This window comes from Polaromonas sp. P1_E12 (assembly GCF_056405975.1).
In genome coordinates, this window is sequence record NZ_JBFUBB010000001.1 from 165276 (window position 1) to 184957 (window position 19682).

Annotated in this window: 18 protein-coding genes; all 18 read right to left on the minus strand. The window is 62.1% G+C overall.

The annotated features are described in order from the left end of the window. Window positions 1–5: 5 nt before the first annotated feature. The 18 genes from AC1D13_RS00730 to sdhD all read right to left on the minus strand — a co-directional run bounded on the left by AC1D13_RS00730 (window position 6) and on the right by sdhD (window position 19674). Complete coding sequence (locus AC1D13_RS00730) at window positions 6–668, minus strand: LON peptidase substrate-binding domain-containing protein (protein ID WP_457279351.1); 663 nt, start codon at window positions 666–668, stop codon at window positions 6–8. 120 nt (window positions 669–788) lie between these two features. Then, window positions 789–1661 carry an acetyl-CoA carboxylase, carboxyltransferase subunit beta gene (gene accD / locus AC1D13_RS00735; protein ID WP_457279350.1) on the minus strand — a complete coding sequence of 291 codons (873 nt, stop codon included), beginning with the start codon at window positions 1659–1661 and terminating at the stop codon, window positions 789–791. Between the two features lie 110 nt (window positions 1662–1771). Then, window positions 1772–2590, minus strand: coding sequence for a tryptophan synthase subunit alpha (gene trpA / locus AC1D13_RS00740; protein WP_457279349.1), 819 nt, complete (start codon window positions 2588–2590; stop codon window positions 1772–1774). Further along, entirely contained in the window at window positions 2587–3888 is a 1302-nt protein-coding gene (gene trpB, locus AC1D13_RS00745; protein ID WP_457279348.1) for a tryptophan synthase subunit beta, read from the minus strand. The genes trpA and trpB overlap by 4 nt, the downstream gene beginning before the upstream one ends. After that, window positions 3866–4591 (minus strand): phosphoribosylanthranilate isomerase, encoded by a 726-nt coding sequence (locus AC1D13_RS00750; RefSeq protein WP_457279347.1) that lies wholly within the window; start codon window positions 4589–4591, stop codon window positions 3866–3868. The genes trpB and AC1D13_RS00750 overlap by 23 nt, the downstream gene beginning before the upstream one ends. Then, the gene (gene truA / locus AC1D13_RS00755; protein WP_457279346.1) at window positions 4588–5382 is read right to left on the minus strand and encodes a tRNA pseudouridine(38-40) synthase TruA; all 795 of its coding nucleotides are present in this window, start codon (window positions 5380–5382) and stop codon (window positions 4588–4590) included. Before truA ends, AC1D13_RS00750 begins: the two co-directional genes overlap by 4 nt. 49 nt (window positions 5383–5431) lie before the next feature. Beyond that, entirely contained in the window at window positions 5432–8167 is a 2736-nt protein-coding gene (locus AC1D13_RS00760) for a FimV/HubP family polar landmark protein (protein WP_477688768.1), read from the minus strand. Between the two features lie 253 nt (window positions 8168–8420). After that, a complete protein-coding gene (gene asd / locus AC1D13_RS00765; RefSeq protein ID WP_457279344.1) occupies window positions 8421–9560 on the minus strand; it encodes an aspartate-semialdehyde dehydrogenase in 1140 nt (379 codons plus the stop codon). A gap of 281 nt (window positions 9561–9841) precedes the next feature. Further along, window positions 9842–10912 (minus strand): 3-isopropylmalate dehydrogenase, encoded by a 1071-nt coding sequence (gene leuB, locus AC1D13_RS00770; RefSeq protein WP_457279343.1) that lies wholly within the window; start codon window positions 10910–10912, stop codon window positions 9842–9844. 4 nt (window positions 10913–10916) lie between these two features. Beyond that, on the minus strand, window positions 10917–11453 hold the full coding sequence (locus tag AC1D13_RS00775) for a hypothetical protein (RefSeq protein WP_457279342.1): 537 nt from the start codon (window positions 11451–11453) through the stop codon (window positions 10917–10919). 14 nt (window positions 11454–11467) lie between these two features. Further along, on the minus strand, window positions 11468–12118 hold the full coding sequence (leuD, locus tag AC1D13_RS00780) for a 3-isopropylmalate dehydratase small subunit (RefSeq protein WP_457279341.1): 651 nt from the start codon (window positions 12116–12118) through the stop codon (window positions 11468–11470). Between the two features lie 11 nt (window positions 12119–12129). Further along, window positions 12130–13551: a 3-isopropylmalate dehydratase large subunit gene (leuC, locus tag AC1D13_RS00785; RefSeq protein ID WP_457279340.1), complete on the minus strand. Its 1422-nt coding sequence runs from the start codon at window positions 13549–13551 to the stop codon at window positions 12130–12132. Window positions 13552–13596: 45 nt separating this feature from the next. After that, entirely contained in the window at window positions 13597–14574 is a 978-nt protein-coding gene (locus tag AC1D13_RS00790; protein ID WP_457279339.1) for a LysR family transcriptional regulator, read from the minus strand. A 270-nt stretch (window positions 14575–14844) separates the two neighbouring features. Further along, on the minus strand, window positions 14845–16155 hold the full coding sequence (gene gltA, locus AC1D13_RS00795; RefSeq protein WP_457279338.1) for a citrate synthase: 1311 nt from the start codon (window positions 16153–16155) through the stop codon (window positions 14845–14847). Window positions 16156–16182: 27 nt separating this feature from the next. Continuing rightward, entirely contained in the window at window positions 16183–16512 is a 330-nt protein-coding gene (locus AC1D13_RS00800) for an FAD assembly factor SdhE (RefSeq protein WP_457279337.1), read from the minus strand. A gap of 189 nt (window positions 16513–16701) precedes the next feature. Continuing rightward, window positions 16702–17406, minus strand: a complete 705-nt coding sequence (locus AC1D13_RS00805) for a succinate dehydrogenase iron-sulfur subunit (protein ID WP_122955671.1) — start codon at window positions 17404–17406, stop codon at window positions 16702–16704. 55 nt (window positions 17407–17461) lie between these two features. Next, window positions 17462–19255, minus strand: coding sequence for a succinate dehydrogenase flavoprotein subunit (gene sdhA, locus AC1D13_RS00810; protein ID WP_477688769.1), 1794 nt, complete (start codon window positions 19253–19255; stop codon window positions 17462–17464). A 53-nt stretch (window positions 19256–19308) separates the two neighbouring features. Beyond that, complete coding sequence (gene sdhD, locus AC1D13_RS00815; RefSeq protein WP_457279335.1) at window positions 19309–19674, minus strand: succinate dehydrogenase, hydrophobic membrane anchor protein; 366 nt, start codon at window positions 19672–19674, stop codon at window positions 19309–19311. Window positions 19675–19682 lie beyond the last annotated feature (8 nt).

Below are 19682 nucleotides of genomic sequence, written 5' to 3' on the forward strand. Positions count from 1 at the left end.
CTTGTTTACAGCGAAATTCCTGTACGTTCCAGAATGTCGCCGACCAGTTCCAGCCGCATCAATGGGTTGTCCAGTTGCATCAGGCGCTGCTTCAATTCCAGCGGCATCGGTAACAGTTCGCACCAGCGGTTGGCGACCCATCCGCAGTCGTTCAGCCTGTAGGGTGCCAATAGCGGCATTTGTGCCTGCGGCACCTCGCGTTCCTGCAGGCTTTTGATCAGCTTGCCTAGCGCATTGGCCGTGGCCTGCAGGTCAACCGGAATTTCCACCGGTTGGTCGTCTTCCAGTCGGGTGACGTCGGCAATCCACAGGCCATGCCTGAGTTTTTCACGGCGGGTGATTTCAAAGCGCTGTGCACCGGTGCAGCGTACGACCATCAGGCCCGGCTGGGGGATTGAAAACTCAGTGATGGTGGCCAGGGTGCCCACGGTGCTGAAGGCCTCGTTTGCAAAGCCGTCGCTCGTGGGTGTGCCGGCATCGGCGGGCCGGCGCACCTCGGAGCCTTCGGTGAGCGAGACAACGCCGAAAGGCGCGCCGGCCTTGTGGCATTTTCCGATCATGTCGAGGTAGCGGACCTCAAAAATGCGCAGCGGCAGCACGCCGCCCGGGTATAGCACCGCGCCCAGCGGGAAGAGGGGGAGGGAGCTCAGCGTCAAGGCTTCTGGCATGGTCTCATCGTGCTTTGGAGTGCCGTGAACCACATCATCCCATGTGACCCGTGCGGTGAGCTTCTCGTACGTCTAATACGCTTTGCTTCAGGGGCTTTTCGAGGGGAGCTTGCCGGGTTCTCAACTGACGGCATCAGCCGGTTGGCGCAGCAGCATGGCCAGGGAATTGGCCACGGTCTTGCGCAGTTCCCTGCGGTCGCAGATCAGGTCAACTGCGCCTTTGGTCTGCAAAAACTCGGCGCGCTGAAAGCCTTCAGGCAGCGTGACGCGTACGGTGGACTCAATGACACGCGGGCCGGCAAAACCGATCAGGGCCTTGGGCTCGGCGATCACGATGTCACCCACGAAAGCAAAGCCGGCGCTCACACCGCCCATGGTCGGGTCGGTCAGCACGCTGATGTAGGGCAGTCCTTTTTTGGCCAGGCGGGTCAGCGATGCATTGGTTTTGGCCATTTGCATCAGGCTTAGCAGGCCTTCCTGCATGCGTGCGCCGCCGGTGGCGGTAAAGCAGATGAAGGGCACTTTTTGCTCGATGGCCGCATGCACGCCGCGCACAAAGCGCTCGCCCACCACGCTGCCCATGCTGCCGCCCATGAAGTCGAATTCAAAGCAGGCCACCACCACGCCGATGCTGTGTACGGCTCCGCCCATCACGACCAGGGCGTCGGTTTCCTGGGTGTTTTCCAGGGCTTCCTTCAGGCGTTCGGGGTACTTGCGGCTGTCCTTGAATTTGAGGGCGTCGACGGGCAGCACTTCCTGGCCAAGCTCATAACGGCCTTCGGGGTCCAGAAAGGCGTCCAGGCGGGCGCGTGCGCCTATGCGGTGGTGGTGGCTGCACTGCGGGCAGACATTCTGGTTTTTTTCCAGGTCGGTCTTGTAGAGCACAGCTTCGCAGCTCGGGCACTTGATCCACAGGCCTTCGGGCACGCTGCGGCGCTCGGTCGGGTCGGTGGGGCTGATTTTGGGAGGGAGGAGTTTTTCTAACCAAGACATCGAGTTAGTCCTTAGAGTGTCGGGCGGCATCCGGAGGCATTTGCCGGGCGAAAAGCGCAATTATGCGCCGGTTTTTCCGATGTTTTGCCCGGCAAAAGCAGCATGAAAAGTCAGCCTAAAGCAGTACGGATTTCTTTCAAAAAGTCATGCGCCACCGCTGCCACCTTGTCGCGCGGCTGGTTTTCAATCAGCTGGATGATCTTGCTGCCGATCACCACTGCGTCGGCCACCTTGCCGATGGCCTTGGCAGTGGCGGCGTCGCGAATACCGAAGCCCACGCCGACGGGCACGTTCACATGCTTGCGGATGCGCGGCAGCATGGCCTCCACCGCGTCCACGTCCAGGGTGCCGGCGCCCGTCACGCCCTTGAGCGAGACGTAGTAGACATAGCCGCTGGCGACTTGCGCCACCTGGGCCATGCGTGCGTCGGTGCTGGTGGGGGCCAGCAGAAAGATCAGGTCCATGCCGTGGGCGCGCAGCCGGGCGGCAAACTCCACGCACTCTTCAGGCGGGTAGTCCACGATCAGCACGCCATCCACGCCAGCTTGTGCGGCGTCGCGGATGAACGCACTTTCGGTTTTGCTGCCGCCGTGCTTGATGTCGTAGCGCTCGACAGGGTTGGCGTAGCCCATCAAAACGACGGGGGTGGCGCTGTCTTTGGTGCGGAATTGGCGCACCATCTCCAGCACCTGTGCCAGGCCGATGCCCAGGGACAAGGCCTTTTCACCGGCTTTCTGAATCACGGGGCCATCGGCGCTGGGGTCGGAAAAGGGCACGCCCAGCTCGATCACGTCGGCGCCGCCGGCCACCATGCTGTGCATCAGCTCGGGGGTGACGTCGGCAAACGGAAAACCCGCCGTGACGTACGGAATCAAGGCCTTGCGGCCCTGGTTTTTCAGCGTGGAGAAGGTGGTTGCAATGCGGCTCATGACTGCACCCCGCTTCCCTTGGCGCCGCTGGCGTCGAACGACGCTGCCGAGGCCGCGCCGCCCTTGACGGAGAGGCCGCGCATCGAAGGCCGGTCGTAAAACTCCGCGCCGGAAAGGTCGGCTACGGTGCCGATGTCCTTGTCGCCGCGGCCAGACAGGTTGACGAGCAGGCTTTGGTCAGAGCGCATGGTGCGCGCCATCTTCATGGCGCAGGCCACGGCATGGCTGGATTCAAGCGCCGGGATGATGCCTTCAGTGCGGCACAGATAGTGAAAGGCTTGCAGCGCTTCGGTGTCGGTGATGCCGACGTATTCAGCACGGCCGATGTCCTTGAGGAAGGCGTGCTCGGGGCCGACGCCGGGGTAGTCGAGGCCCGCGCTGATGCTGTGCGTTTCGGTGACCTGGCCGTCGTCGTTTTGCAGCACATAGGTGCGGTTGCCGTGCAGCACGCCGGGCAGGCCGCGCTGCAGCGACGCCGAGTGCTTGCCGCTGTCCAGGCCTTCACCGGCGGCCTCGACGCCGATCAAGCGGGTTTCGGCATGCTGGATATAGGGGTGGAAGATGCCCATGGCGTTGCTGCCGCCGCCCACACAGGCAATCACCGCGTCGGGTTGCTTCGTGCCAATGAACTCCGGCATCTGCTGCAGGCATTCGGTGCCGATCACGCTCTGGAAGTCGCGGACCATCATGGGGTAGGGGTGGGGCCCCGCCACCGTACCGATGATGTAGAAGGTGTTGTCGACGTTGGCAACCCAGTCACGCATGGCTTCGTTGAGCGCGTCTTTCAGCGTCTTGCTGCCGCTTTCGACCGGCACCACGGTGGCGCCCAGGAGGTTCATGCGGTAGACATTGGGGCTTTGGCGCTTGACATCTTCGCTGCCCATGTAGACCACGCATTCCAGGCCGTAGCGGGCGCAGATGGTGGCCGTGGCCACACCGTGCTGGCCGGCGCCGGTTTCGGCGATGACGCGCGGCTTGCCCATGCGGCGCGCCAGCATGGCCTGGCCTATGGTGTTGTTGATCTTGTGCGCGCCGGTGTGGTTGAGGTCTTCGCGCTTGAGGTAAATCTGCGCGCCGCCCTGCTCACGGCTCATGCGTGCGGCATGGTAGATCGGGGAAGGGCGACCTACAAAATGCGCCAGCTCGGAGTGGAATTCGGCGAGGAACTCCGGGTCGTGCTGGTATTTGGCGTAAGCGTCTTTCAGCTCATTGATGGCGTGGGTCAGTGTTTCAGAAACAAAACTGCCGCCGTAAATTCCGAAATGGCCTGAAACGTCAGGCTGGTGGTACTCGTACATGGTTAAGACTCTTTGCAAGTAGCTCGTCGGCGGCACGAACGGCCGCGACAAACTGGTTGATCTTGTCGGCGCTTTTGATTCCCTTGGAAATCTCGACGCCCGAACTGACATCAACGGCCAGCGTTGTGCAACGCGGCCTGACTTGCAAAATGCCATCGATCACGTTTGCAGGCGTCAATCCACCAGACAAAACGAGGTGAGCGCTGACGTTTGGAGGAAGAAGTGACCAATTGAATGTTTTCCCGCCGCCACCATAACCTTCGACATGAGCGTCGAGCAGGATGGCTTGTGCGGCCTTGAAGTCTTGTGCGTATTTTACGAGATCAAAGCCGCCGGAGGTTCCAGGCGTGCTTTCAGTGGTTTTTTCACCAAGTGGAATGCGTGCGGCACGCATGAACGGGCGCCCGGCTTCCAGGCAGGTTTCCGGTGTTTCGTCACCGTGAAATTGCAGTAAAGCCGTTGGTAGACCTGCGCAAGCAGCTATGATTTTTATAGCGGGAGCATTGACGAAAAGCAGCACCGGCGTCACGAAAGGAGGCAGGCGGCGAGCCAGTTCGGCGGCGCGTTCGGCTGTCACATAGCGCGGGCTGGCCTCGTACATTACAAACCCGATTGCATCGGCTCCGGCAGCCACGGCCGCGTCCACGTCTTCCTCGCGGGTGAGGCCGCAGATCTTGATTCGGGTGCGGGTGGCGGGCGTCATGGAAGCCAATCATAGGCCGCTGTGCGACTTGGGAGGCCATAGTGGTCTTCATAAACCGGTCCCAAGAAGTACAACCCATCGGGTGAAAAAGTGGGCGCGGCGGCGTCGCGGCTGCGCGCATCCCTTACCTCGGCCAGCCAGCCTGGCGGGTAGTTGCCTTGGCCGACAGCCACCAGGCAGCCCATGATGTTGCGAATCATGTGGTGCAAAAAGGCGTTGGCCTCGAACTCGAAGCGCCAGTATTTGGAGCCCGTACCGGCACGCTCGGAGATGTCGATCCGGCTGATCGTTTTGACGGGGGACTTGGCCTGGCACTGCGCGGCCCGGAAAGAGCTGAAATCGTGCTCGCCAATGAGGTGCGTGACGGCCTGTCGCATCGCAGCGCCGTCCAGAGGCCGGTAAACCCAGCCGACACGCCCAGCCTCCACGCTGGGCCGTACCGGCGATTCCAGCACCACGTAGGCGTACCTGCGTGCGATGGCGCTGCCGCGGCAATGGAATTCATCGGGGACCTCACGCGCCCATTGCACCGCGATGTCACCGGGCAAAAAGGTGTTGGTGCCGCGCACCCATGAGGCGATATCGCGCTGCAGGGGCGTGTCAAAGTGCACGACCTGCATCAGCGCATGCACGCCAGCGTCGGTGCGCCCGCAGCAGAGGGTACGAATCGGCTGGGCGGCAAACTTGGCCAAGGCCAGCTCCAGCTTGTCCTGCACGGTATTGCCCGAGAGCTGGCTTTGCCAGCCCTCGTAGGCACTTCCGCTGTAGCTGACGCCGAGGGCAATCCTCACGGTTGAACCCCGGCCGGTGCGCAGTGAACGCGGTGCGTTCAGGCTGCGCTCACGCCAAGGCGTTCAGGAACGCCTGCGCCTTGACTTTCAACGGGCCGCTGGCTTCTGCCAGCACTTCTTCGGCCAGCGAGCGGGCACCGTCGGTGTCACCCAGTGAGCGGAACTCTTCGGCCAGCATGAACTTGGTTTCAAGCGGGTCATCCGACGAAGAAGATACTTCAAACTCAGGAGCGGGACTCTCCGTTGTTGGGCCATTCAGGTCAAGTGAAAGCGCGCCCAGGTCGAATTCCAGCATGCCGCTGTCGGCTACTGCCGGGGCCGGAGCCGGAGCGGCCTTGACCGGCGGAACCGGTTTGGCTGGCGGGACGAACGGCTCGGGTTCAAAATTCAGGCCTTCGGACAGAAAGGAAATCTCGGGTGCCGCTTCGGCGGGTTTGGCCGCAGCAGGTGCCGGTGGCTTGGCCGCAGGCATGGCAACCGTTGCGCTGCTGAAATCCATGTTCAGGGCGGCGGGTTCCGGTTTCTTGGTAACGGGCGGGGCAACTGGTTTTGGTGCAACGGGTGCCGATATTGCCGCAGGGGTTGTGGCTGTATCAGGCTCATCACCGAGTGAGAAATCCAGGTCAAGATCAACGTCCACGGCCGGGGTTGGCGCAGGGACATTGACCGGTTGAGCCACCATGGCCACGGTACCGCCCGGGCTGAACGCCGATGTCCCGGCGGCAGAGGCTGTGCCGGCGGGCTGTCCGCCAGGCTGGTACATCGGGTTCGAAGGGTCGAGCTCTCGGCCCATCTCGGTGATGTACGCCCATTCCGGGCCATTGCCGTGGGTCAGGTTGAAGGCTTCGATGGCGACGGTCTCAAATGCCTTGCTGTCGCGGCGTTTGGCATAGATTTCCATCAGCTTGGCGTGAATTGCCACGCGCATGGGGCTGGTGCGCATCGCCTCCTTGAGGATTTCCTCAGCTTGCAGGTCGCGTCCATATGCCAGGTACACGTCGGCTTCGGCTACGGGGTCTACGTCGCCAGCGGCGTCCAATTGACTGGGCGAATACACCAGGGACGAGCCCGTGGCGTTGCCTTCATTCGTGTCAATTCTTTGGCCGCCGCTGGCGCCGAAAAAAGAATCGGGCTGCAACCTGCTTTCAAGGAAAGAGCTGTCAACCTGGGCCCCGCCTGCGCGCTGGCGGTACCGGTAAAAGCCGAATCCGGCGAGCAACGCGACCAGAAGGCCTACGCCCGGCAATACCAGGGGGTTCTCCATCAGTTCGTCTAGCAGGCTGGGTTCAGGCGGCGGCGGCGGTGGCGCAACGACCGGCTTTTTGGGTACTACTGGAGCGGCTGCGACCGGAGCAGCGGGCTCACTGGCCGCGGGGGCTGGTTGTGAAGCCGCTACAAGCGGCTCGGCGCTTGCGGCCGTCGCTGAGGCCGCAGAGGCGGGTGCCATGGCAACCGCAGGCGTCGTGCCGGCAACTGCTGCTGCGCTGGCCGCCTGTGTGGTTGTAGCGGCTGCTTTGGCGGAGGTTGCCGATGATGCGGCGATGGAAGGCGCCGAAGCTGCCGGAGCCGCCGCGGGCACCGTGACGCTGGACGGGGCTGGAACAGCCACACCTGGCGTTTTGGCCGCGCTGGCTGCGGGTGCCGCTGCCGGACCGCTTCCGAGTTTGTTGAGCTCGTTAATATTTTTGGACAGCTCCGCAACCCGTGTCGAGGCTTCTTTGGCTTGCCGTTCCTTGGCAATCTTTTCTTCGGCGGCTGTCGCTGCCTTGCCCTTGACGGCTCCCTTGGACAGGGTGAGCTTGTCGGGGGTGGTGCTGGCAGGCGCCCGGTCTTCCACCTTGGCCTCCACCTTGCCGCCGGCCTGGCGGTCGGCACCGGCTACCTGTGCCGCCGGCACGCCTTCTGCGAGTTTTCGGCGGAAAGTGTTGAAGTCCTTGCTTTGCGCGACGATGGTCTGGGTAGCTTCGCCGGGGGAGACAGCACCGGCCGATTCCGCGGTCGGAATGTCCAGCACGGCGCCGGACTTGATGCGGTTGACGTTGCCGCCGATGAAGGCATCCGGGTTGCTTCGGAGCAAGGCGACCAGCATCTGGTCCAGTGAAATGCTGGACGGCTTGTTCTGGGCAGCGATTTTGCCTGCGGTGTCACCGGATTTGACGGTGACCTGCGTGTCGCCAGCAGGGGCTTTTTCCGCCTTTGCCGCAGGTGCCTTGGCTACGGGGGCGGGCCTGGTGGCACTGGAGCCGGGGCCTGACGGGGAATAGGGGATGGACGCGATGCCTTTGGAGGGCGGCGCGGCATTGGGCGAACCGGGGCGTGACAGCACAGGTGCAGTTGGCGCAACTGCTGTGCCGCTACTGCCGGACCGCAGGGCCGGCGGGTCAAACAGCATGGTGTAGTCGCGTGTAATTCGCCCGTTCGACCAATTGGCCTCCAGGATGAGGTCCACGAAAGGCTCGGTAACGGGGCGGTTGCTGCTCAATCGAAGGAAAGCCCGTCCGTCCGTCCGACGTTGCAGGCTGACTTCGACGCCGGTGACCACCGTGCCGTATTCCATGCCTGCTGCCCTGAAGGCTTCTGCCGGTGCAACACCGGCCCGAAGGCTGGCTGCTTCATCGGGCTTGAGGTCCGTGATCTCGATTTCGGCGCGAAGGGGTTCACCCAGTGCCGATTGAACGGTGATCCGGCCCAGCGCGAGCGCATGGGCTTCAAGACTTGCCAGGCTGCCCAGCAATGCAATGGCACTCGCCAGGGCGCCAATACGCCAACGACCGCGTTTATTCATGGGGTTGGGAGCCTCCAGTGCTCGGTCTGCATGTAACTTTATTCTGCTTAAGCGCACAAAAACCTCGATGCGAATTTTCGAAAAACAACCTTAACATCAAGGCATTAGGCTGACAAGCTAAGACACCACTTAAGTTTTGACACATCGAGTTAGCATCAACTTACATGTTCAGGATGTTGTCAGACGACAACGCACGGAAACAAGTGGTTACGGATGAGCGGCCGCATGTTGGCAACCGCTTACCCCGAATTATTCACCCCTGAAGCAGTATACGGAGCATGCGGCGCAGCGGTTCGGCCGCACCCCAGAGCAACTGATCGCCCACGGTGAAGGCACCGAGGTAGTCGGGGCCCATGGCCAGTTTGCGCAGGCGACCCACCGGAATCTGCATGGTGCCCGTCACGGCGACTGGTGTGAGGTCCTTGATCGAGGCCTCACGCGTGTTGGGCACAACTTTGACCCATTCGTTGTCGGCGGCGATCATGGCCTCGATATCGGCCAGCGGCACGTCCTTCTTCAGCTTGAAGGTCAGGGCCTGACTGTGGCAGCGCATCGCGCCTATGCGCACGCAGAAGCCGTCGACCGGCGTTTCAGCCGTGCCGAAGCCAGCGCCCTGGCCCAGGATCTTGTTGGTTTCCGCGCCGCCCTTCCATTCTTCCTTGCTCATGCCGTTACCCAGGTCCTTGTCGATCCAGGGGATCAGCGAGCCACCCAGCGGCACGCCGAAATTGGCCGTCTCATCGCTATTCAGTGATTGCTGTTTGGCCAGCACGCGGCGGTCGATTTCCAGGATGGCTGATTTGGGATCGTCCAGCAAGGCGCGGACTTCGCTATTGAGCGTGCCATATTGCGTCAGCAGCTCGCGCATGTGCTGGGCGCCGCCGCCGGACGCCGCCTGGTAGGTCATGCTGGTCATCCATTCGACGAGGCCGGCCTTGTACAGCGCACCCACGCCCATCAGCATGCAGCTCACCGTGCAGTTGCCGCCAATCCAGTTCTTGCCGCCCTTGGCCATGGCGTTCTGGATGACCGGGAGGTTAACCGGATCCAGGATGATGATGGCATCGTCGTTCATGCGCAGCGTGGAGGCCGCGTCAATCCAGTGGCCCGTCCAGCCGGCGGCGCGCAGCTTGGGGAAGACTTCAGTGGTGTAGTCGCCGCCCTGTGCCGTGATGATGATGTCGCACTTCTTCAACGCTTCAATGTCAAAGGCGTTCTTCAGGGTAGTTTCGTTTTTGGCCTGGGCCGGGGCTTTGCCGCCGGCGTTCGAGGTCGAGAAGAAAACCGGCTCGATCAGGTCGAAGTCGCCTTCAGCCTGCATGCGGTCGATCAGGACGGAGCCGACCATGCCGCGCCAGCCGACGAGTCCCGTGAGATTGCCTTTGAGTTTCATTGCGTTGCCCTTCAAAAAGTCAAAAATAAGGCTTTTTGGCCCGGCTCATCGAGCCGGCAGGGCACGACGAACCAGGCTTGCTAGCCTTTAATGGTGGTCGTTTTGGTGATCTGGGCAAAAACCGGCGCAGCGCCGATCGCGCGCGTAGCGGCGATAAAGCGGGTGAGTGCGGGGTTTTTGCGCATGGTGTTAATTGTAGCCAGGCTTGGCTTTATCGGGGCTGACAGCCGCCTCAAACCCGTTTTTACCCTTGGTTTGAGGCGATTTGCGGTAAAAAAACGTCAGGTCAGCGCTTTTACGACTGCGTTGCCCATCTCCACCGTGCCGACCTTCGTCGTGCCTTCGCTATAGATGTCAGGCGTGCGCAGGCCCTGGCTCAACACGGCGTCCACGGCTTTTTCGATGCGGGCGGCGGCTTCGGGCTGGTTCAGGCTGAAGCGCAGCATCATCGCTGCGCTCAGGATGGTGGCCAGCGGATTGGCCACGCCCTTGCCGGCGATGTCGGGTGCGCTGCCGTGGCTGGGTTCGTACAGGCCCTGGTTTTTGTCGTTCAGACTGGCCGAAGGCAGCATGCCGATGGAGCCGGTCAGCATGGCGGCGGCATCAGACAGGATGTCGCCGAACATGTTGCCGGTGACGACCACGTCGAACTTCTTCGGTGCCTTCACCAGCTGCATGGCGGCGTTGTCGACATACATGTGGTCCAGCGCGACGTCGGGATACTGCTTGCCGACTTCGGTGACCACGTCTTTCCAGAGCTGGAAGGTTTCCAGCACGTTGGCCTTGTCGACGCTGGTGACGCGCTTGTCACGCTTGCGGGCCGCCTGGAAGGCCACGTGGGCGATGCGTTCGATCTCGGGGCGCGAATAGCGCATCGTGTCAAAGGCCTCTTCCGAGCCGGGGAAGTGGCCATCAGGCGAAACGCGGCGGCCGCGCGGCTGGCCGAAGTAGATGTCGCCGGTCAGCTCGCGGATGATGAGGATGTCCAGGCCGGACACCAGTTCGCGCTTGAGGCTAGAGGCGTCCACCAGCTGCGCATAGCAAATTGCCGGGCGGAAGTTGGCGAACAGGCCCAGGTTTTTACGCAGGCCCAGGATGGCCTGCTCGGGGCGCAACGGCCTGTCGAGCTTGTCGTATTTCCAGTCGCCGACGGCACCGAACAGTACGGCATCGGCTTCCTTGGCGAGCTTCAGCGTGCTTTCGGGCAGCGGATGGCCATGGGCCTCGTATGCTGCGCCGCCGACCAGTGCGCTTTCGGTTTCAAACTTCAGGTCGAGCGCCTTCAATACCTTGACGGCTTCCGCGACGATTTCGGTGCCGATGCCGTCACCAGGGAGGATTGCGATTTTCATGTGATTAATCCAGGATTTCAGAAAAACTGGCCGGGCAAGAGTAATTGCTGCCCGGCACGGGGATGGGGGTTGAACTGGTGGTGTCGTTGACCACGATGGTGCAACGCTTGTCTTTCCAGATCAGGTCGGCAGTGTATTTTTTCTGCGGATCGGCGACGAAGCGGACAGCTACCGGTCCACACTTTGACTTGTAGGTTATGTTGTTCGCAAAATGCTGCTCCTGCGCATAGGCGCGAATCTGCACCGGGCCAGCTTGCGGAAGTACTTCAACAATGTCTTTGCGTTCGCGGCCGGCGTAGGTCCGGCTGGGTTCTATGGTGTTCAGAGCAACACCTACATCCTTGAAGCCTTCGCATGACGCGCTTTGTGGGCTCACACCAAATCGCGCTGTGCCATTCGAGAAGGAGCGCAGCCGAAGCGTCGCGGCATTCGCAGGGGCGTTCTTTTCGATGGCTGCCAGCTGGGTTTGGTCGCGATTGACCGCTTCCATCGTCGAGCAGCCCGTCAGGCCGGTCAGCAGGGCAACAACCAGCCCTGCCATGCGCGAGTGCGCCATCATCCTGCCACCGTGTGGTTCAGCCAGGGTTTGGTTGCCAGGCGCTCGGCTTCAAAGGCCTTGATCTTGTCGCTCTGGCGCAAGGTCAGGCCAATGTCGTCCAGGCCGTTGAGCAGGCAGTACTTGCGGAAAGCCTGCACGTCGAACGGGAGCTCCTCGCCCTGCGGCTTGACGATCACCTGCCGTTCCAGGTCAACGGTGAGCTGGTAGCCGGGGAAGGCCAGCGCTTCGTCGAACAGCTGGGCCACCTGTGCCTCGGGCAGCACGATGGGCAGCAAGCCGTTCTTGAAGCTGTTGTTGAAGAAGATGTCGGCATAGCTGGGCGCGATGATCGTGCGAAAGCCGTATTGGTCCAGCGCCCAGGGCGCATGTTCACGCGAGGAGCCGCAACCGAAGTTCTTGCGAGCCAGCAGGATGGAGGCGCCGGCGTAGCGTGGCTGGTTCAGCACGAAGTCCGGGTTGGGCTTGCGGCTGGCCGGGTCCTGGCCGGGAAAGCCCGCATCCAGGTAGCGCCATTCGTCAAACAGGTTGGGGCCGAAGCCGGTCTTGCGGATGGACTTGAGGAACTGCTTGGGGATGATGGCGTCGGTGTCGACGTTCTCGCGGTCCATCGGGGCGACCAGGCCCTTGTGTACGGTGAATTTCTGCATGGTGCGGCTCTTTAAGAGAATTTTCTGATGTCAACGAAGTGACCGTGCACTGCCGCCGCCGCGGCCATGGCCGGGCTGACCAAATGCGTACGCCCGCCAGCGCCTTGCCGGCCTTCGAAGTTGCGGTTGGATGTCGATGCGCAACGCTCGCCTGGCTCCAGCCGGTCGGCGTTCATGGCCAGGCACATCGAGCAGCCTGGTTCGCGCCATTCAAAGCCGGCGGCCACAAAAATCTTGTCCAGGCCTTCGCGCTCGGCCTGTTCCTTGACCAGGCCGGAGCCCGGTACCACCAGCGCGAGCTTGACGTTCTTGGCAACCTTCTGGCCGATCTTTTTGATGACGGCGGCTGCCTCGCGCATGTCCTCGATGCGGCTGTTGGTGCAGGAACCGATGAACACCTTGTCGATGTACAGGTCGTTCAGCGCCTTGCCGGGCTCCAGGCCCATGTACTTCAACGCGCGTTCGATGGCATCGCGCTTGTTGGCGTCTTTTTCCTTGTCGGGGTCGGGCACGCGGTCGTCGATGGACAGCACCATTTCGGGCGAAGTGCCCCAGGTGACTTGCGGCAGGATCTGGCTGGCGTCGAGCTCGACGACGGCGTCGAACTTCGCGTCAGCATCCGAGTGCAGCGTGTTCCAGTATTTGGCGGCCATATCCCATTCGACGCCGGTGGGCGAGAGCAAGCGGCCTTTGACGTAATCAATGGTTTTCTGGTCGACCGCCACCAGGCCGGCGCGGGCGCCGGCTTCAATTGCCATGTTGCAGACCGTCATGCGGCCTTCCATGCTGAGCGCACGAATCGCCGATCCGGCGAATTCAATGGTGTAACCCGTGCCGCCTGCCGTGCCGATCTTGCCGATGATGGCCAGCACGATGTCCTTGCCCGTCAGGCCGGGGGCGAGCTTGCCTTCAACCTTCACGAGCATGTTTTTGGCTTTTTTGGCCAGCAGGGTTTGCGTCGCCATCACGTGCTCGACCTCGCTGGTGCCGATGCCGTGCGCCAGCGCGCCGAAAGCGCCGTGCGTGGAGGTGTGCGAGTCGCCGCAGACCACCGTCATGCCGGGCAGCGTGGCGCCGCTTTCGGGGCCGATGACATGCACGATGCCCTGGCGCTTGGAGAGGAAGGGGAAGAAGGCGGCCGCGCCGAATTCCTTGATGTTGCTGTCCAGCGTGGTGATCTGTTCCTTGCTCACCAGGTCGGTGATGCCGTCGTAGCCCAGTTCCCAGCCGGTGGTCGGCGTGTTGTGGTCGGCGGTGGCGACGATGGAGCTGATGCGCCAGACCTTGCGGCCGGCCTCGCGCAGGCCTTCAAAGGCCTGCGGGCTGGTGACTTCGTGCACCAGGTGGCGGTCGATGTAGAGGATGGCTGTGCCGTCGTCTTCGGTATGAACGACGTGCTCGTCCCAGATTTTGTCGTAGAGGGTGCGTCCCATGGTTTCCTTCGTGGTCTCTCGTTGTCGTCTGTCGTGAGGGTGATTTTAGGCCGCTGAACTCGCAGCCATGGCTGCGGTTTGGGCGGGTCGGGCTGCATTGGCGTGCGGTTCGGCGGGCTGTGTGAGGTGCTCCACCAGCAGCCGCGCCGTCAGGGGCAGGGTGGAAAAGTCTCGCGCCACCAGCTGGATCTGGCGCTCGGCCCAGGCGTCCAGCAGGGGTATGGACTCCAGCTCGCCGACGCCGTGCATGAGCTCAAAAGCGCGCTGCGGCATCACGCCGACGCCCAGGCCGTTGTGGATCATGCGGCACATGGCGTCCAGGCCGGTGACATGGATGCGCAGCTTGATGGTGCGGCCCAGCCGGGCGGCCGCCTCGCGCATGGCCAGGTAAATCGAGCTGTTGGAGTGCAGGCCGACCTGGTCGTAGTCCAGTGCTGCTTCAAATTTGATAGCGCCTTGCGCAAACAGGGCGTGGCCTCTGGGCACAATCAACACTAATTTATCGGTGCGGTAGGGCAGTACCTGCAGGTCACCCGCGCCGTCGGCGGTGTTGCAGATGCCCAGATCGGCCGCGCCTTCCTGCACCGCCCGGACCACCTCGGTGCTCAGGTGCTCTTCCAGATCGATCTTGATGCCCGAATGCTCGCGGGTGAACGCGCCCAGGTCTTCCGGCAAAAACTGCACGATGGCCGATATGCTGGCGTGCACGCGCACATGGCCGCGCACGCCGTCGGCGTATTCGCTGAGCTCGCTCTGCATCTTCTCCAGGCTGAACAGCACCGAGCGCGCATGGTGCAGCAGGCTTTCGCCGGCGGGCGTCAAATCGACCCCGCGGGTGTGGCGGTACAGCAGCGGTGTGTCCAGCGTGATTTCGAGGTCGGAGAGGCGTTTGCTCACGGCCGAGGCGGCAATGAATTCGCGCTCAGCCGCCTTGCCGATGCTGCCGAGCTCGCACACGGCCACAAAGAGCTGAAGCGAGGTCAGGTCAATGCGGCGGGCAAAGTTGCGTTCGGAGCTTTTCATGGCATGGGCGTGGCGTCATCGTGTTAGACGATGGTGAAACGCTATTTTGCTACCACGATTGATGTTTTGTCATCGCATTACGCGATGCCCTGCTTGCCAATAGGCGTTTTCGGCCTCGGACCACCAGAATTTTAGATGTTTTGAGGCTCTAGACTAATAGGGACGAGCGAAAGCAGCTATCAAAAACGTAGCAGGCAGCTGCAGGGCCTTGGGGCATAAAAAAGCCCGCCGGTGTTGCCACGGGCGGGCTTTGTGTCAACGCGAGGTGGCTTAGCGCTTGGCCAGCGGCAACACCTGACGGGTCGTGGAGCCGGTGAACAACTGGCGTGGACGGCCGATCTTGTACTCGGGGTCGCCGATCATTTCGTTGAGCTGGGCGATCCAGCCGACGGTGCGGGCCAGCGCGAAGATCGCCGTGAACAGCGGCACCGGGATGCCGATGGCGCGCTGCACGATGCCGGAGTAGAAGTCGACGTTGGGGTAGAGCTTGCGCGACACGAAGTATTCGTCTTCCAGGGCAATCTTTTCCAGCGCCATGGCGAGCTTGAACAGCGGGTCGTTTTCCAGGCCCATTTCCTTGAGCACTTCCTTGCAGGTTTCCTGCATCAGCTTGGCGCGCGGGTCGTAGTTCTTGTAGACGCGGTGGCCAAAACCCATCAGCTTGACGCCGGAGTTCTTGTCCTTGACCTGCTTGATGAAGTCACCGATTTTCTCGATGCCGCCGGCTTTCTGAATGTCGCCCAGCATGTTGAGTGCCGCTTCGTTGGCGCCGCCGTGTGCCGGGCCCCAGAGGCAAGCCACGCCGGCAGCAATCGCTGCAAATGGGTTGGTGCCGGACGAACCGCACAGGCGCACCGTGGAGGTCGAGGCGTTTTGCTCATGGTCTGCGTGCAGGATGAAGATGCGGTCCAGCGCGCGTTCTAGCACCGGGTTGACCTTGTACTCTTCGCACGGCGTGGCGAACATCATGTGCAGGAAGTTGCCGGCATAGCTCAGGTTGTTCTTGGGGTACATGTAGGGCTGGCCCACGGTGTACTTGTAAGCCATGGCGACCAGCGTCGGCATCTTGGCGATCAGGCGGATGGCGGAGATATCGCGGTGCTCGGGATTGGTGATGTCGGTGCTGTCATGGTAGAAGGCCGACAGGGCGCCGACCAGGCCGGTCATGATGGCCATCGGGTGCGCGTCACGGCGGAAACCGCGCAGGAAAAACTGCATCTGTTCGTTGACCATGGTGTGGTTGGTCACGCGGCTGACGAAGTCTATTTTCTGCTCGGTATTGGGCAGCTCTCCGTACAGCAGCAGGTTGCAGGTTTCCATGTAGTCGCAGTTGGTGGCCAGCTGCTCGATGGGGTAGCCGCGGTACAGCAGCTCGCCCTTGTCGCCGTCGATGTAAGTGATGGCCGACTGGCAGGCAGCGGTCGACAGGAAACCGGGGTCATAGGTGAACATGCCGGTCTGGGCATACAGCTTGCGGATATCAACGACGTCCGGACCTACGCTGCCCTGGTAGACCGGCAACTCGATGCTGGGGCTGCCGTTGCTGAAGGACAGGGTGGCTTTGTTGTCAGCTAGCTTCATTTCGTGCTTCTTTCTTTCGTATCAGTGTCAATGGAGGACGGACGCGTAATCAGGGGCCGGCGCTGCAGGCTGCAGCAACTTTAAAACTTCATGGGCTTCAGAAGTAGAGGCGCTTGCCTTGGCCGCTTCATCGGGCAGCTGGCTGGCAACTTTTCGTTTTAACAGCAGGTCCAGCAAATCGTTGTCGGACAAATCCATTAAATCATTTAACCCTTTAGCCTGCCTGACGGTTAGCGTCGCTTCGTGCGCCAAAAAGAAGCGCTCAATCAGCAAATCGTTTTCCAGCAGGCCGCGCCGGCAACGCCACTTGAGCTTGCTCAGGGCTCGCTCGTCCAGCAGGGCGTCGGCGGTTTCCATATCGTTCAGACCGTGGAGGTTTCGCCGCCGGGCCGCCCCAAGGCGAAACGCGCCCCCTCGGGGGGCAGCGAAGTACACGAAGTGACGAGCGTGGGGGCCATGGTCACGCCGCCGGGCCGCCCCAAGGCGAAACGCGCCCCCTCGGGGGGCAGCGAAGTACACGAAGTGACGAGCGTGGGGGCCATATTTTCAAACTGTCCTGAGGACCATCATTTCCTTGATCTTGCCAATCGCCTTGGTCGGGTTCAGGCCCTTGGGGCAGACGTCGACGCAGTTCATGATGGTGTGGCAGCGGAACAGGCGGTACGGGTCTTCCAGGTTGTCCAGGCGCTCGGCGGTGGCTTCGTCGCGACTGTCGGCGATGAAGCGGTAGGCTTGCAGCAGGCCGGCCGGGCCGACGAACTTGTCGGGGTTCCACCAGAAGCTGGGGCAGGAGGTGGAGCAGCTGGCGCACAAAATGCACTCGTAGAGGCCGTTGAGCTCATCACGCTCCTCGGGGCTCTGCAGGCGCTCTTTTTCGGGCGGCACGTTGTCGTTGATCAGGTAGGGCTTGATCGAGTTGTACTGCTTGAAGAACTGCGTCATGTCGACGATCAGGTCGCGCACCACGGGCAGGCCGGGCAGCGGCTTGAGGATGATGACCTCGGGCAGCGTGCGCATGTTGGTCAGGCACGCCAGGCCGTTCTTGCCGTTGATGTTCATGGCGTCGGAGCCGCATACGCCTTCGCGGCAAGAGCGGCGAAAGCTGATGGTCGGGTCCTGCGCCTTCAGCTTCATCAACGCGTCCAGCAGCATGCGCTCGTGGCCGTCGAGCTCCACCTCGATGGTCTGCATGTAGGGCTTGGCATCGGTGTCCGGGTCGTAGCGGTAGATCTTGAAGGTACGTTTGGTCATGGGGTTCTCGCTTCTTGTGGGGTCGCAGGGCGTCAGAGCAGTAAGGGCAACGTCTTCAGAAAGTACGCGTCTTGAGCGGGACCGAATCGACCGTGAGCGGTTTCATCTGCACCGGCTTGTAAGCCAGGCGGCTGCCTTCGCTGTACCAGAGCGTGTGTTTGTGCCAGTCGGTGTCGTTGCGGCCGTTCGGGTGCGCGGGGGTGTCGCCGTAGTCGTCGACAGAGTGCGCGCCGCGGCTTTCCTGGCGGGCGGCAGCGGACACGATGGTGGCCTGCGCTGCTTCGATCAGGTTTTCCACTTCCAGCGCTTCGATGCGCGCGGTGTTGAAAATCTTCGACTTGTCCTTGAGGCCGATGCTGTTGACGCGGGCACGCAGCGCGGCGATTTTCGTCACGCCTTCGTTCATGATGGCCTGTGTGCGGAACACGCCGGCATGCTGCTGCATGGCGGCGCGCAGGTCGTTGGCCACGTCTTGCGCGTATTCGCCGTCGGTCGCGTTGTCCAGGCGCGCGATGCGGGCCAGGGTCTTGTCGGCGGCATCCGCCGGCAGCGGCTTGTGCGTGGTTGTCTTGGCGAACTCGACGATGTGATTGCCGGCGGCCTTGCCGAACACCAGCAGGTCGAGCAGCGAGTTGGTGCCCAGGCGGTTGGCGCCGTGAACGCTGACACAGGAGCATTCGCCCACCGCGTACAGGCCGTTGACCACCTGGCTCTGGTTGCTGGCGTCCTGCGTGACAACCTGGCCATGGATGTTGGTCGGGATGCCGCCCATCTGGTAGTGGATGGTGGGCACCACGGGAATCGGTTCCTTGGTGATATCGACGTTGGCGAAGTTGTGGCCGATCTCGAACACCGAAGGCAGGCGCTTCATGATGGCGTCCACGCCCAGGTGGGTCATGTCCAGCAGGATGTAGTCCTTGTTGGGGCCGCAGCCGCGGCCTTCCTTGATTTCCTGGTCCATGGAGCGCGAGACGAAGTCGCGCGGCGCCAGGTCTTTCAGCGTGGGCGCATAACGCTCCATGAAACGCTCGCCGTTGCTGTTGCGCAGAATTGCGCCTTCGCCGCGGCAGCCTTCGGTCAGCAGCACGCCGGCGCCGGCCACGCCGGTGGGGTGGAACTGCCAGAACTCCATGTCTTCGAGCGGGATGCCGGCGCGCGCCGCCATGCCCAGGCCGTCGCCAGTGTTGATGAAGGCGTTGGTTGATGCGGCAAAAATGCGCCCTGCGCCGCCGGTGGCCAGCAGCGTGGTCTTGGCTTCAAAAATGTGGACATCGCCGGTTTCCATTTCGAGGGCGGTCACGCCCACGACGTCACCGGCGGAGTCGCGGATCAGGTCCAGCGCCATCCACTCGACGAAGAAGCTGGTTTTTTCCTTGACGTTTTGCTGGTACAGCGTGTGCAGCATGGCGTGGCCGGTGCGGTCGGCTGCGGCGCAGGCGCGCTGCACGGGCTTTTCGCCATAGTTGGCGGTGTGGCCGCCGAAGGGGCGCTGGTAAATCGTGCCGTCGGGGTTGCGGTCGAAAGGCATGCCCATGTGCTCGAGGTCATACACGACCTTGGGTGCTTCGCGGCACATGTATTCGATGGCATCCTGGTCGCCGAGCCAGTCGGAGCCCTTGACGGTGTCATAGAAGTGGTAGTGCCAGTTGTCTTCGCTCATGTTGCCGAGCGATGCGCCGATGCCGCCCTGGGCTGCAACGGTGTGCGAGCGGGTGGGGAACACTTTGGAAAGCACGGCCACGTTGAGGCCGGCGCGTGCCAGCTGCAGCGACGCGCGCATGCCGGAGCCGCCGGCACCGACGATGACGACGTCAAATTTGCGCTTGGGGAGTTTGGATGTTGCTGTCATGATTTTTGTGGGGGTGTCGGTCTTCTTGTCGGGTCTGTGGGGTCAGCGAGGGCTTAAAGGCGCCACAGGACCTGGATGCCCCAGCCGGCGCAGGCCACCAGCCAGACAATCGTGAAAACATTCAGAACCAGCTTGATGGAGGCTGGTTTGACGTAGTCCATCCAGATGTCGCGCATGCCGACCCACACGTGCAACAGCAGGGCAACGATGACCACAAACGTCAGCGTCTTCATCCATTGGGACGAGAAAATGCCGGCCCATTTGTCGTAGCCGATGGGGCCTTTGCTGAAGATGACCTGGGCCAGGACCAGCACGGTGAAGAGGGCCATCAGCGCGGCCGTGATGCGCTGCGCGAGCCAGTCGCGCAAACCATAGTGGGCACCGACAACGATGCGCTTGGAGCCGTAGTTAACTGCCATTTTTGTGC

Excerpts from the sequence above, each read along its gene's own strand:
- leuD (WP_457279341.1), bottom strand. The coding sequence starts at position 12,118 with ATGCAGAAATTCACCGTACACAAGGGCCTGGTCGCCCCGATGGACCGC.
- leuB (WP_457279343.1), bottom strand. The coding sequence starts at position 10,912 with ATGAAAATCGCAATCCTCCCTGGTGACGGCATCGGCACCGAAATCGTC.
- AC1D13_RS00730 (WP_457279351.1), bottom strand. The coding sequence starts at position 668 with ATGCCAGAAGCCTTGACGCTGAGCTCCCTCCCCCTCTTCCCGCTGGGC.
- AC1D13_RS00760 (WP_477688768.1), bottom strand. The coding sequence starts at position 8,167 with ATGAATAAACGCGGTCGTTGGCGTATTGGCGCCCTGGCGAGTGCCATT.
- AC1D13_RS00800 (WP_457279337.1), bottom strand. The coding sequence starts at position 16,512 with ATGGAAACCGCCGACGCCCTGCTGGACGAGCGAGCCCTGAGCAAGCTC.
- AC1D13_RS00775 (WP_457279342.1), bottom strand. The coding sequence starts at position 11,453 with ATGGCAGGGCTGGTTGTTGCCCTGCTGACCGGCCTGACGGGCTGCTCG.
- sdhA (WP_477688769.1), bottom strand. The coding sequence starts at position 19,255 with ATGACAGCAACATCCAAACTCCCCAAGCGCAAATTTGACGTCGTCATC.
- AC1D13_RS00805 (WP_122955671.1), bottom strand. The coding sequence starts at position 17,406 with ATGACCAAACGTACCTTCAAGATCTACCGCTACGACCCGGACACCGAT.
- accD (WP_457279350.1), bottom strand. The coding sequence starts at position 1,661 with ATGTCTTGGTTAGAAAAACTCCTCCCTCCCAAAATCAGCCCCACCGAC.
- leuC (WP_457279340.1), bottom strand. The coding sequence starts at position 13,551 with ATGGGACGCACCCTCTACGACAAAATCTGGGACGAGCACGTCGTTCAT.
- trpB (WP_457279348.1), bottom strand. The coding sequence starts at position 3,888 with ATGTACGAGTACCACCAGCCTGACGTTTCAGGCCATTTCGGAATTTAC.
- sdhD (WP_457279335.1), bottom strand. The coding sequence starts at position 19,674 with ATGGCAGTTAACTACGGCTCCAAGCGCATCGTTGTCGGTGCCCACTAT.
- asd (WP_457279344.1), bottom strand. The coding sequence starts at position 9,560 with ATGAAACTCAAAGGCAATCTCACGGGACTCGTCGGCTGGCGCGGCATG.
- AC1D13_RS00750 (WP_457279347.1), bottom strand. The coding sequence starts at position 4,591 with ATGACGCCCGCCACCCGCACCCGAATCAAGATCTGCGGCCTCACCCGC.
- AC1D13_RS00790 (WP_457279339.1), bottom strand. The coding sequence starts at position 14,574 with ATGAAAAGCTCCGAACGCAACTTTGCCCGCCGCATTGACCTGACCTCG.
- gltA (WP_457279338.1), bottom strand. The coding sequence starts at position 16,155 with ATGAAGCTAGCTGACAACAAAGCCACCCTGTCCTTCAGCAACGGCAGC.
- trpA (WP_457279349.1), bottom strand. The coding sequence starts at position 2,590 with ATGAGCCGCATTGCAACCACCTTCTCCACGCTGAAAAACCAGGGCCGC.